9 protein-coding genes and 1 tRNA gene are annotated in these 14,162 nt (G+C 34.1%); 9 read left to right on the top strand and 1 reads right to left on the bottom strand.

Annotated features, from left to right (window positions below; translation table 11 throughout):
• Nucleotide 1: 1 nt before the first annotated feature.
• From ACFO7M_RS08080 to ACFO7M_RS08040, 9 genes are all read left to right on the top strand, one after another.
• Nucleotides 2–646 carry a LolA family protein gene (locus ACFO7M_RS08080; protein ID WP_379713917.1) on the top strand — a complete coding sequence of 215 codons (645 nt, stop codon included), beginning with the start codon at nt 2–4 and terminating at the stop codon, nt 644–646.
• Nucleotides 647–655: 9 nt separating this feature from the next.
• Nucleotides 656–2,107 (top strand): LptF/LptG family permease, encoded by a 1,452-nt coding sequence (locus tag ACFO7M_RS08075; RefSeq protein ID WP_379713915.1) that lies wholly within the window; start codon nt 656–658, stop codon nt 2,105–2,107.
• A gap of 4 nt (nt 2,108–2,111) precedes the next feature.
• Nucleotides 2,112–3,245, top strand: coding sequence for a 3,4-dihydroxy-2-butanone-4-phosphate synthase (gene ribB, locus ACFO7M_RS08070; RefSeq protein ID WP_379713913.1), 1,134 nt, complete (start codon nt 2,112–2,114; stop codon nt 3,243–3,245).
• 147 nt (nt 3,246–3,392) lie between these two features.
• Nucleotides 3,393–3,477: transfer RNA gene (locus tag ACFO7M_RS08065), tRNA-Ser, on the top strand.
• 136 nt (nt 3,478–3,613) lie between these two features.
• Nucleotides 3,614–3,940 (top strand): DUF6660 family protein, encoded by a 327-nt coding sequence (locus tag ACFO7M_RS08060; protein ID WP_379735014.1) that lies wholly within the window; start codon nt 3,614–3,616, stop codon nt 3,938–3,940.
• 97 nt (nt 3,941–4,037) lie between these two features.
• Nucleotides 4,038–8,351 (top strand): CusA/CzcA family heavy metal efflux RND transporter, encoded by a 4,314-nt coding sequence (locus ACFO7M_RS08055; protein ID WP_379735012.1) that lies wholly within the window; start codon nt 4,038–4,040, stop codon nt 8,349–8,351.
• An 11-nt stretch (nt 8,352–8,362) separates the two neighbouring features.
• Nucleotides 8,363–9,577 carry an efflux RND transporter periplasmic adaptor subunit gene (locus tag ACFO7M_RS08050; RefSeq protein ID WP_379735010.1) on the top strand — a complete coding sequence of 405 codons (1,215 nt, stop codon included), beginning with the start codon at nt 8,363–8,365 and terminating at the stop codon, nt 9,575–9,577.
• Between the two features lie 6 nt (nt 9,578–9,583).
• Nucleotides 9,584–9,949, top strand: coding sequence for a DUF3703 domain-containing protein (locus ACFO7M_RS08045; protein ID WP_379735008.1), 366 nt, complete (start codon nt 9,584–9,586; stop codon nt 9,947–9,949).
• A gap of 5 nt (nt 9,950–9,954) precedes the next feature.
• Nucleotides 9,955–11,994: a heavy metal translocating P-type ATPase gene (locus tag ACFO7M_RS08040; protein WP_379735006.1), complete on the top strand. Its 2,040-nt coding sequence runs from the start codon at nt 9,955–9,957 to the stop codon at nt 11,992–11,994.
• 61 nt (nt 11,995–12,055) lie between these two features.
• Here ACFO7M_RS08040 and ACFO7M_RS08035 read toward each other — a convergent pair whose 3' ends face one another.
• Nucleotides 12,056–14,119 (bottom strand): hypothetical protein, encoded by a 2,064-nt coding sequence (locus ACFO7M_RS08035; RefSeq protein ID WP_379735004.1) that lies wholly within the window; start codon nt 14,117–14,119, stop codon nt 12,056–12,058.
• Between the last annotated feature and the right edge of the window lie 43 nt (nt 14,120–14,162).

Raw genomic sequence — 14,162 nt, 5'->3', positions numbered from 1 at the left:
TATGAAAAAGATAGTAAGTGTACTTGTCATCGTTTTGTTGAGTTTTTCAATGCAAGCTCAAAATGCAGAGAAAGCAAAAGCATTATTGGATAAAGTATCCGCTAAAGTGAAAACGTATAAAAATATCCAACTGGATTTTAAATACAACTTGCAAAATACAAAAGAAAATATCAACCAAGATAGCAAAGGAAATGTGACGCTAAGTGGAAATCAGTATATTCTGAATTTTATGGGTGTGACAAAAATGTGTGATGGGAAAAAAGTATACACAATTTCTAAAGAAGATGAAGAAGTGAGTGTAGTTTCTGTTGGTAAAGGGGAGGATGATAATGATACTCCAGCAAAAATGCTGACTTTTTTCAGTAAAGGTTTTAAATATGCTTGGGACATAACACAAACTGTGAAAGGAAAGAAAATTCAGTATGTAAAACTGACCCCAATCAGTTCAAAAGATGACCGAAAACAAATATTGGTTGGTGTAGATGTTGCTACCAATACAATTTATAATACTATCACTGTAGGTAAAAATGGAACTAAAGTAACCCTGACTGTTAATTCTTTTAAAACAAATGTTGCGTTAGCTAAAAATCATTTTACCTTTGTTAAAGCTAAATATCCTAATTACTACATCAATAATTTGGACTAATTTTGATGAATGAAAATTCTTGATCGTTATCTTTTAAAAACCTACTTGATTACATTTACTTCGGTATTTGTAATCTTATTTTTTATATTCATACTCCAAACCGTTTGGTTGTTTATCTCCGAATTAGCAGGTAGAGACTTAGATATTATTATGATCTTTAAGTTTTTGCTATTTGCATCGCCCAAATTGGTTCCCATGGTATTGCCGCTAACGGTATTGCTTTCTTCTATCATGACATTCGGTGATTTGGCCGAAAATTATGAGTTTGCTGCCATGAAATCTGCGGGTGTATCTTTTCAGCGCACGCTTCGTTCGTTAGGGATTTTTATTCTGTTGTTGAGTTTGTGCTCTTTTTTCTTCGCGAATAATGTTATTCCGTATGCCGAGTATAAGTTTGTCAATTTCAGAAAAAACATTGCGCAAGTAAAACCTGCATTGGCAATTGCAGAAGGGCAATTTAGTGATATCGGGAGTATCAATATCAAAGTGGATAAAAAATCAGGTGAAAATGGAGAAATACTTACCGGTGTAACCATTCACAAGAAATCGAATCTGGGTGAAGGTGCTAAAACAGTAATTAAGTCTAAAAAGGGACATTTAATCAGTAGTGAGGAGTCTAATCTTTTGCAGTTGGTGTTGATAGATGGATATTATTATGAAGATGTAACACCGAAAGATTTCAAGCAAAGACAAAAAATGCCTTTTGCAAAAGCGTTTTTCAAAAAATATAATATTAACATCGATTTGTCAAAGCTAAATAGGGTAGAAGGAGCTGATGATGAAATAACAAATACCAATTCGATGTTGAAAATTAGTGAATTGCAATATACGGTCGATTCGTTAACGGGAGATTATAATAAAGAAGTGATTTCTGTTGCTGATAATGTATACCAACGATTAGGAGTTACCAATTACTACCAAGTGGATTCAGTAAAACCCAAGAATCCAAAAACTCCAGATTTGACAAGCTTTTTGAAGAGTCAGGACAAATTAAGAGTTTTGGAAGTTGCCTCGAGTGATGCAATAAGTTCAAAACAAAATCTTGAAATGAATGAAATGACATTCAAATCCAAAAGAAAAGACATCAACAGCCACTGGCATTCCATCTACGAGAAATTTGTAATTGCTTACGCGTGTATTTTTATGTTTTTCATTGGTGCGCCTTTAGGAGCAATTATTAGAAAAGGAGGATTGGGATTACCTATTGTTTTTGCTATGCTAATCTTCATTACTTTTCACTTTCTGAATACATTCGGTAAAAAGTTTGCACAAGAATCAGGTATATCTCCATTCATGGGAGCGTGGTTGTCTTCTATGGTGCTAACGCCATTGGCAATCTATTTTACCAAAATTGCTATAAATGATAACGGTGGAGTGAATTTTGACTTCATTACGGAGCCGTTTAGAATCGCATTTGAATTTATTACCAAAAAATTAAACAATAACAACAATACACAATAAAAAAATGGCTACTGATACCATTCAACTCAACACAATAGAAGAAGCTATAGAAGATATCCGTCAAGGAAAAGTGATTATAGTAGTAGATGACGAAGATCGTGAAAACGAAGGTGATTTTTTGGCTGCTGCTGAAAAAGTAACACCAGAAATGATCAACTTTATGGCAACACATGGTCGAGGATTAATCTGTACGCCATTAACCGAAAGTCGCTGTAAGGAATTAGGACTTAGAGCGATGGTAACGAACAATACAGATCATATGGAGACAGCTTTTACCGTTTCTGTAGATTTGAAAGGTCATGGAGTAACTACGGGTATTTCGGCTTCAGATAGAGCGAAAACTGTACAGGCATTAATTAATCCAGAGACACGACCATTTGATTTGGCACGCCCGGGTCATATTTTTCCCTTAATTGCAAAACAAGGCGGTGTATTACGTCGTACAGGACATACAGAAGCAGCAATTGACTTTGCTCGTTTAGCTGGATTTAAACCGGCTGGAGTGATTGTGGAAATCATGAATGAAGATGGTACCATGGCTCGTTTGCCGCAATTGGTTGAAGTGGCTAAGAAATTCGATTTAAAATTGGTTTCAATCGAAGCGTTGGTGGCCTACAGAATGCAACATGACAGTCTGATCGTGAAAAAAGAAGATTTCGATATTCAAACGCGTTTCGGTACATTCAGAATGCGTGCTTACGAACAAACGACTAATAAACAAATTCATATTGCGCTTACAAAAGGAACTTGGAATTCAGGTGAACCGGTATTAACAAGAATCAATTCTTCCCAAGTGAATAATGATTTATTGGGAACGCTTACCAATAATGCCGACAAACAATTGGATGATATGTTCAGAGTGATTAATGAACAAGGACAGGGGGCAGTAATTTTTGTCAATCAGGATATGCAATCGGTGAGTTTGTTGAATCGTATTGCCGAATTGAAAGAATTGCAGCAACAAGGCGAAATGAAAGCGCCTAAAATTGTTATTGACAGCAAAGATTACGGAATTGGAGCTCAGATTTTGCATGATTTGGATATTTCTAAAATCCGATTGGTATCCAATACCGAAGTAGGTAAGCGTGTAGGTATGATTGGTTACGGATTAGAAATCGTAGAATACGTAACTTATTAAAAAAAAGTTTCGGATGTAAATGAAACGAAATGAAACAGTTAAAAAATAAGTTGTAAATATTTCGTTTTTTTCTTCATCAAACGCTTGCAGAAATAAAAAACAGTGTTATATTTGCACTCGCAATACGGAAGTAGTGCGAGTCTTACTGGAGAAATGGCAGAGTGGTCGAATGCGGCAGTCTTGAAAACTGTTGACTGTAACAGGTCCGGGGGTTCGAATCCCTCTTTCTCCGCGAAAATGGTTATAAAGCCCCGATATTCGGGGCTTTTATTTTTTAGTTGACAATATAGTTGACAATTCTCCTTCTTTTAGTTTATAAATTTTTCCTAAAAATTAGAATATAAATATTATCTTCTTAAATTTACACTGTGAAATTTATAACTGTCATACTATCCTTTTACATTTTTGTTCTCTCTACTGTTCCTTGTGCAGATATAGAGATTAACAGTATTGCACATGCGACGGTTAATCATTCATCAGATAAAGACAATCATTCACACAATAAGAGTAATGACATGTGCTCACCATTTTGCATTTGCAATTGTTGTGGACAGGTTACTTTAACCTATACACCTGAAATCATTTACGATTTTCCAGTTCAGTTTGAAGAAATAAAATCTTCAACTTCAACTTATACTTCAACTTTACATTCCAATTTTTTCGGAAGTATCTGGCAACCCCCACAAATAGTATAATGATGCCCGAGTAATTTCGGGTTAGAAAGTTGTGCCGTAGCACTAATAATAGCAAATATCCATTTGCATATTTTCTAATTCATTATATACATTTTCAATGTTAGATAAGATTATACAATTCAGTATAAAGAATAAGTTCGTTATACTACTTTTTACCCTTGTGCTGTTGGCTTGGGGTAGCTATTCCATTAAGCAGTTACCGCTTGATGCTTTACCTGATGTTACCAATAATCAGGTACAAATTATTACAACCGCTCCAACTTTAGCCAGTCAGGAAGTAGAGCAATTAATCACATACCCATTAGAACAATCTGTAAAAACCATTCCTAAAGTTGTTGAGTTGCGAAGTATTTCACGCTTTGGACTTTCGGTTGTAACTGTGGTTTTCAAAGATGACGTAGATATTTATTGGGCAAGAGAACAGATTTTCCAAAGAATCAAAGATGCTGAAGAAAATATCCCAAAATATGCCGGTTCTCCTGAGTTAGCTCCTATTTCTACCGGACTTGGTGAAATATTCCAATATGACGTTTATGCCAAAAAAGGCTACGAAGATAAATTTGATGCCGTAAAACTGAGAACCATTCAGGATTGGATAATTATTCCTCAGTTGCAAGGTGTAGAAGGCGTTGCAGAGGTTAGCAGTTGGGGTGGAAAATTAAAGCAATATGAAATTGCAGTAAATCCGAATACCCTTAATAGTCAGGGTGTAACCATTACTGAGATTTTTGAAGCGTTAGAAAAAAATAACCAAAATACCGGTGGTGCTTACATAGAGAAAGACCAATATGCTTATTTTATTCGTGGTGTTGGAATGGCTTCAGGAATAAGTGATTTACAAAATGTAGTTATCAAAAATAGAAACGGTTCACCTGTTTTGGTTCGTGATGTAGCAACAGTTCGTGAAGGTATAGCTTTGCGTTATGGAGCATCTACCAAAGATGGAAAAGGAGAAATCGTTTGTGGATTGGTTCTAATGTTAAAAGGAGAAAACTCAAGTGCAGTAGTTGACAGGGTAAAAGAGCGAATGGAACAAATCAATAAAAGCTTACCTGAAGGCGTTGTTGCCGAACCATTTATTGATAGAGGTAAATTGGTTGATAATGCTATTGGAACGGTTACCAAAAACCTCATCGAAGGGGCATTAATAGTCATATTTGTATTGATTCTGTTTCTTGGAAACCTTCGTGCAGGGCTTATTGTCGCTTCAGTAATTCCACTTTCAATGCTCTTTGCCGTTATCCTGATGAATTATTTTGGTGTCAGCGGTAACCTTATGAGTTTAGGTGCTATTGATTTCGGAATTATAGTCGATGGCGCAGTAATTATAGTTGAAGCCACTATGCATCATTTAGCCAAACTCAAAAGGAAAAAGGAATTGACACAAGCCGAAATGGATAGTGAAGTTTACAACTCAGCTTCCAAAATCAGAAACAGTGCAGCTTTTGGAGAAATCATTATTTTGATTGTGTATTTGCCAATTTTAGCTTTAGTTGGAACAGAAGGAAAAATGTTTAAGCCAATGGCTATGACAGTTGGCTTTGCTGTTATTGGAGCTTTCTTGTTGTCTTTAACTTATGTACCAATGATGAGTGCAATGTTCCTGTCAAAAAACACAGAGCATAAAGCCAATTTTAGTGATAAAATGATGGCTTGGTTTGAAAGTAAATACACTCCATTACTCAATAAGGCTTTGGAAATGAAAAAGGCAGTTTTACTAATTTCAATTGGTTTATTTGCATTAGCCTTTTTTACTTTTCAAAATATGGGTGGTGAATTTATACCAACGATTGAGGAAGGGGATTTGGCTCTAAATGCTACCATTATGACTGGAAGCTCTTTAAGCCAAACAGTAGAAACGACAACTAAATATGAAAAGATTTTAAAAGCAAAATTTCCTGAAATCAAAACCATAGTGGCAAAAATTGGTAGTGGTGAAATCCCGACTGACCCAATGCCTATTGAAAGTGCTGATTTGATTATTGTTTTGAAAGATAAAAGCGAATGGACTTCAGCGGATAATTGGGAAGATTTAGCAAATATGATGAAAGAGGAAATGGAAGTGATTCCTGGAGCTAACATCGAAATTTCCCAACCTATTCAAATGCGTTTTAATGAGCTTATGACTGGCAGTAGAAGTGATGTAGCCATTAAGATTTTTGGTGATGATTTAGAAGTTTTAGACAATAAAGCCAAAGAACTTACGGGCAAAATTAAATCTATAGAAGGCATTGGCGATTTGAAAGCCGATAAGGTGGCAGGATTGCCACAAATCACCGTTAAGTATGATTATGATAAGATTGCACTTTATGGATTGAATATTAGCGACATCAATCAAATTATCCGCTCCTCATTTGCAGGAGATAGTGCAGGAAAGATTTATGAAGAAGGCAAACGCTTTGATATCGTTGTACGATTGAATAGAGATAACAGAACAGACATTTCAGATGTAAGTAATTTATTTATTCCGCTACCAAATGGGCAACAAATTCCACTTTCTCAAGTGGCAACCATCAGCTATGAACAGGGAGCTGTTCAGGTTGTGCGTGAAGATGGAAAACGAAGAATTACTGTAGGCTTAAATGTTCGTGGTAGAGATGTTAAAAGTGTAGTTGAGGAAATCCAATCTAAGTTGGATAAAAACTTTAAACTTCCTGCCGGTTATTACATTACTTATGGTGGCCAGTTTGAAAACCTAATCGAGGCTAATAAAAGATTATCAGTTGCACTTCCTATTGCTTTAGGCTTGATTATGGTGTTATTATATTTCACATTTGGTAGTATTAAACAATCTCTTTTGATATTTACTGCAATTCCTCTTTCCGCTATTGGAGGTGTCTTTGCCTTATGGCTTAGGGGGATGCCTTTCAGTATTTCAGCCGGAATTGGTTTCATTGCTTTATTCGGTATTGCTGTATTAAATGGAATTGTACTTATATCCTATTTCAATCAGCTTAAAACTGAAGGTATCACCGACCCTTTACAAAGGATTCTATTAGGAACAAAAACAAGGCTACGACCTGTTTTAATGACCGCAGCTGTAGCATCGTTAGGATTTATGCCAATGGCATTATCCACAAGCGGTGGTGCTGAGGTTCAAAAGCCATTGGCAACAGTCGTTATAGGTGGTTTGCTTTCAGCAACACTATTAACGTTGATTGTATTGCCAATACTCTATTTATTATTTGAAACAAAAATCAAAAGAAGAAAAAATATGAAAACTCCAATCATTACAGTTGTGATACTGCTATTGAGCACATTTTCATTTGCTCAAAATCCTCAAACAGTAACATTGGAACAAGCTGTTGAATTAGCTAAGAAGAATAATAGTACTTTGAAAATAGCTGATAAGGAAATTGATAAGCAAAAAGCACTTAAAAAAGGAGCTTTTCAGGCTGACCCATTACAAATTCAGTATCAGGGTGGACAATTCAACAGTGATGCTTATGACCATAATGTTTCGGTTCAGCAGTATTTTCCTATCGGGAAAATAACTAAGGCTAATAGAGAATTACAGGAAGAATTGGGAAACTTGGCGGAAAAGAGAAAAGCATTATCTGAATATGAAATTGAAAAGGCTGTAACGTTGGTTTACTATCAATATTTGTATGGTATCGAATTACAAAAGCTCAATAATGAATTGAATGAGATATATACCAAATTCCTCAAAAATGCTGAGTTGCGTTTTCAAACAGGAGAAAGCGGTAAAATTGAAGTTATAAGTGCCAAAGCTAAAGTAAAGGAAATTGAAACCTTCAAAGCTCAGATTGAATTTGATTTGGCTATCTATCAGAAACAATTGCAATACTTTGTGCAAAGCGATAATGATATTATTCCCGATGCTTCTTCTGCATTGCAATACAAAAATACTTTAGAGAGTAATTCAAAGGTTGATGGTTTGGTAAATGATTATTATTCTCAACAGATATTAGTCAATCAAAAGGAAACAAGTGTTTACAAAGCCCAAAGGATGCCAAAATTTGGATTAGGCTATTTTGCACAAACTATTGACACTAAATCAATGTTTCAGGGATTTACAGCCGGTTTACAGATTCCTTTGTTTGGTGGAGCTAATACGGCAAAAGCCAAAGCATCAGAAATCAACGTTTCACAGTCTCAAATGATGTTCGACAGGAATAAGTTAACCCTGAAGCTGAAAAAAGAGGAATTGCAAACCGAATATGATAAGCAGAAAAAAGCTCTTGACTACTATCAAAATGAAGGCTTGGAATATGCCAATCAAATCATCAATACAGCGCAAAAAAGCTATGCCAATGGTGATATGAGTTATTGGTCATATATCAGCTTCTTAAATCAGGCTATTGATATAAAGAAACAAAATGCTGAAGCAGTTAATCTTTACAATCAGAGTGCAATTCAGTTGCAATTCCCATCAATCCTTAACAATTAATAACAAGTAAAATGAAAAATATATTCATAAATAAATCATCACTATTTATACTTTCTGTTTCGTTATTTCTGCTCGTTTCCTGTGGTAAAAAAGAAGCTGCTGAAGAACACGAAGAAGAAAAGTCACAAACGGAAGTAGCACTGACTGAAATACAGGCTAAGACCATCGGAATTGAAACCGGAAGTATTGAAATGAAGAACCTCAACACAATTATCAAAGCCAATGGCTATACAGCAGTGCCACCACAAAACAGAGCTGATGTTTCTACGCTTATTGGTGGTGTTGTAAAGGATATTTTTGTTTTGGAAGGAACATTTGTAACTAAGGGCAAAACATTAGCTACAATCCAAAATCTTGAGGTTTCTGAAATGCAGGAAGAATATCAATCAGCTGTTGCCAATATTGAATATTTGGAACAGGAATTTAAACGCCAAAAAACCCTTACTGATGAAAATGTAAATCCACGAAAAGCATTTCAAGAAGTGAAGTCAAAATTGGCATCAGAAAGAGCCAAAGCTCAAGCTGCCAAAAATAAATTACTGGCATTGAATGTAAGTCCTAAAGGGAGTACTTCCTTAGTTCCGATTGTTTCTCCTATAAGCGGTTATGTTGGTAAAATCAGTATTACCAAAGGAGCATTTGCAGAAACAGGAGTAACACTTTTTGAGGTTGTTGATAATACTCAAATGCACCTCGATTTGAATGTGTTTGAAAAAGACTTAGGAAAAATTTCAATTGGTCAGGAAGTTGATTTTGTATTGACTAACCAATCCAATAAATCAATCAAAGGAAAAATCTTCGGAATTAATAAATCTTTCTCAAATGAAAGTAAAACGGTGGCAGTACACGCTAAAATTACGAGTAGTACTAAAGATTTGATTTCGGGAATGTATGTAGCAGCAAATATCAATATCTCAAATCAAACTGTTCCTGCACTTCCCAAAGATGCGGTTGTGAGAAATGGCGATAAGTACTTTATCTACATTCAGGTAGAAGGACACGAAGAAGCACCGAAAAAAGAACCTGAAGAACACGAACACAAAGAAGGCGAAGAAAAGCACAAGGAAATTCATTTCAAAGCCGTTGAGGTTGCAGTAGGAACAACTGATTTAGGTTATACTGAAGTAAAAGTGATTGAAGAAATTCCTTCAGATGCCAAAATTGTGATTAAAGGTGCTTACTATCTATTGGCACAGTCCAAAGGTGGTGGAGAACACGAACATTAATAAAATATGAAATTTTATATCTCAATGCCAAAATCGTTAATTCCTTTTTATAAAGAGGAATTAGCTAAGGCAAAAAGCAATTTAATAATAAATGAATTGCAACAAAGTTGGAATCATTTAGAGCGAGCACATATCATTGGACAGAAATATCCATACGAACACAGCTATGTACACTGGAAAATGTTGCTTTTTGGTATCCGAATTAAAAATACTAAAGAGGTAATTGGTCAAATTCCAAGACTTTTAGTAGGTGGTGTTAAATCTTTTGTTGGGAATATTCCTGTTGGAAATACGGGGGGTGCTAATGTACCACCTTTAAAACCAATGGAGATTCCTAAAGATATTCAGGAAATATTCAATGCTAATACATAAGTACTATGACACATCAACATAAATATGATGCACAAGGCAAACAGCTTTGCTGCACACAAGAAGAAAAAATCTACACCAAAGCTGGTGCAAAAGATTTGATTAAAAAGAAGCACCATCATAATGACGCTCATACACACGAGCACACTGACGATGATGGACACGAGCATAACCACGAAGGAGAAGGGAGCGTATTTTCTATGTTTTTACCTGCTATTATTTCATTAGTATTATTATTAGTAGCTATTAGTTTTGATAATTATTCATTGCCTCATTGGTTTTCAGGATGGATAAGAATTATTTGGTATGTAGTGGCTTATATTCCTGTTGGATTTCCTGTGATAAAAGAAGCGTTTGAAAGCATTAAGAAAGGTGAAATCTTTTCTGAATTTCTATTGATGGTTATTGCAACTGTTGGTGCATTTACAATTGCTCAATACCCTGAAGCAGTTGCTGTGATGCTTTTTTATGCTGTCGGTGAGGTTTTTCAAACATTAGCTGTTACAAGAGCCAAAGCCAATATCAAATCTCTATTAGACCAAAGACCTGATGAGGTAACAGTTTTGATCGATTCTGTTCCACAAATAATAAAAGCTGTTGATGCCAAAATTGGTGATGTAATCCAATTAAAGGTCGGTGAAAAATTAGGTTTGGATGGTGAATTGGTTTCTGATTCAGCTTCATTCAATACGGCAGCACTAACAGGCGAAAGCAAACCTGATACAAAAGTAAAAGGAGATATGGTTTTGGCAGGAATGATAAACCTGAATACAGTTTCTCAGGTAAGAGTTACCACAGCCTACACAGATAGTAAGCTTTCAAAGATTTTGGAGTTAGTACAAAATGCCACAGCTCAAAAAGCACCTACTGAATTGTTCATTAGAAAGTTTGCAAAAATCTACACCCCAGTTGTAGTGTTTTTAGCTGTTGCCATTTGTCTATTACCGATGCTGTTTGTGACTAATTATATTTTTAGCGATTGGTTGTACAGAGCATTGATTTTCTTGGTAATTTCCTGTCCTTGTGCTTTAGTAATATCAATACCATTGGGTTATTTTGGCGGAATTGGCGCAGCAAGTAGAAACGGAATATTATTCAAAGGGAGCAATTTTCTTGATGTTATTGCCTCAGTTCAAAACGTTGTGATGGATAAAACCGGAACAATGACAGAAGGCGTTTTCAAAGTACAAGAAGTGGTTTTTGATAAGCAGTTTAATGAAAAGGAAATATTGCAAATGGTCAATACTTTAGAAAGTCAAAGTACTCATCCAGTAGCAACAGCAATTCATGAATTTGTTGGCAAAATAGATACTTCAATCGAACTTAGAAATGTAGAAGAAATTGCAGGACATGGATTGAAAGCAACCGTTGACAATAAAAGTCTGTTAGTAGGAAACTTTAAACTGATGGATAAATATTCTATTCCATACGATATTGACCCAAATTCAATCGTTTACACGCTTATAGCAGTTGCTTATGATGAAAAGTTTGTTGGTTACATAACAATAGCCGATGTAATTAAAAATGATGCTCATGAAACGATTAATAGGCTTAAGAGGTTGAATGTAAAAACCACTATGTTAAGTGGTGATAAAAGCACCGTTGTAAAGTTTGTGGCTGAAAAATTGGGTATTGCTAACGCCTTTGGTGATTTACTACCGGAAGACAAAGTAAACAAGGTGAAGGAAATCAAAGCTAAAAATGAAACTGTTGCTTTCGTTGGTGATGGGGTGAATGATGCTCCGGTAGTTGCTTTAAGTAATGTTGGGGTTGCAATGGGTGGTTTAGGTAGTGATGCCACTATTGAAACTGCTGATGTTGTAATTCAAGATGATAAACCAAGTAAAATACCAATGGCTATCAATATAGGTAAGCAAACAAAAAGAATAGTTTGGCAAAATATTACATTAGCTTTTGTAGTAAAAGGTATTGTTTTAATTCTTGGAGCTGGTGGTTTGGCTACTATGTGGGAAGCTGTTTTTGCTGATGTTGGTGTTGCATTATTGGCTATACTAAATGCAGTGAGAATTCAACGTATGAAATTTTAAAATCAAATTATATAAATCAAAATAAAACCCAGCGTGTAAGCTGGGTTTTGTATATATTAAATCATAATGTATCTATTCCTAATGCTCTAAAAAATGTATGATGTCTTTTTTCTGAAAAATCTAACATTTGTTCATACGTCATTACTTCAATATGCATATTTAGGTCAGGATTTATTTTATATAGGTGACCGTGAGCAGTCTTCTTAAATCCGTTCCATTTACAGTTATGCTCAATATTATCTTTATTTAGTTCACAAATTACATATCCAAATTTTGGAGTATCATCTTCAATATTTAAAAGTGTGCCTTTTTTGCTTCGTGCTTTACTACTCATCAAATCCTGAAAGTACTTCAAAATTAATTCATCCAAATTTAATTTGTTACTAATTTCTTTTCCTGGCTTTTTGAACTCAAAAACAACTAAGGAATTGATTTTATCAATATTATCAGAGTATGCCCAAGGCACATCATATATTAAAACATCAGGTTCTTTATTTCCATCACTTTCGAGATTTTTATTGCTTTTAGTTTTTATATCTGATGAGGTATGAGTATGGAAAGTAAATCTTTCATCTAACAGCCATAAATTGTGGTACTCGATAGGCATATTATCTGTTTCAGCTCCCATTGTAAAAATGATATTATGCAAATCTTCTTCAAGCATAAAATTACCATCTTCTCTCCATTGAATATATTTTTGAAACAATTTAATTACCGACTTTCTTTTAATCATTAAATCCGCAAGTTTGTCTTTAGAAAACGCTGCTTCTTCTTTTAAAATATTATTTACAATGTTTCCAAATTCTTCTTTATCATATTCTTTCTTTTTGAAAACTCTTTCAAAAATTTTCTCTCTTTTTTGTTCTAACTTAAATTCTTTCTCATGTAATCTTGCTTCTAAAGTTTCATCAGAAGCATTAATTGGAATATCTGAAAACGCATCTTTAACGTTTAATAAATGTCTATATCTTAATCTTGGTTTACTCGGGTTAAGTATGTATTTTTCTATTCGTTGACTTTTCTCTTTTTCAGCTTCTTCAATATGTTCCGAATAATTAATTCTTATGCTTTCAGATATGTTTTTGAATAGTTCATCCAAAGAAACCTCATCATAATCATTTTTCTTGGCAGAATTTTCAGGAAGCATAAATTTATTCCTTTGTGGATGGTTTTTTCTATCTAAAAAATCACTTTCAACATATATTGACAAATGATATTTCCTTTCATCATTGTGAAGTTCCTTAAATGAAGGTAAATAATTAGTTAGAGATTGTTTTTTACCGACTTCTCTTTTGTTTGCACATAAATGTATAGAATGAGAATGTACTCCGTCATAATTTCTTATGTAACTCAAATTAAATGCTTCCGGCACATTTTCAATTTTTATATCTTTTTCAATTTTCTCAATCTCAATAACAGATTTATAAATATCGTTTAAGACTATCGCATTATTAATATCATCTTCATCGTGTAATATCCTTATGGTTGGTGAGTTTTTAGAATCAATGAAAAACAATAAACAATGTTGAATAATACTATCTGCAATGTCTTTAATTTTTATTTGGGACTTTTTCGCAAATTCATAATATTCCGGCAAAAAATTATTTAGTTTTATGGTGGTATTATTCTTAAAAGCAGAGTTGTAAGCCTTTTGTTGTTCAGGATATTTTTGTAAACCTGTAACATTATCAAATCTATATTGTCGTTGATAAAAATTATTGTCATCTTGAAAAGAGCTATCAATATCCATACTTCCAAAACAAGCTAAAACAGTATACCTTCCCATTCCCTTTCCACCTTTTTCATAATTAAAATTTGTAAAAGGAGTACTAAATGCTGTTTCTCGTTTATTAGTAAAACCAACTCCGTTATCAATTATTGTAAAACCGGAAATTGGATGATACTCTTCTTCATTTTCTTCTAAATTAAGTTTGGTTTGAAAATTTCTATGGACTTTAATTATAATTGAGCCATTATCAGATGGATTAATTCTATCCTCAATACTTTGTATAGCGTTGACAATTACTTCGTGTAATGGCAATAAAAATTCATCAGGTTTTATATCAATACTGTTTATAAGTCCTTTATAATTGACCTTTTGCTCTAATATTTCCAAACCTTCCATAATTTTTTAGAATTTTATCAAATGTAATCAAAATACATTTCAA

The organism is Flavobacterium sp. GCM10023249 (assembly GCF_042653365.1).
Classification (GTDB): domain Bacteria; phylum Bacteroidota; class Bacteroidia; order Flavobacteriales; family Flavobacteriaceae; genus Flavobacterium.
Note: the sequence above shows the minus strand (reverse complement) of the source record. Positions and strands in the feature narration are given on the sequence as shown.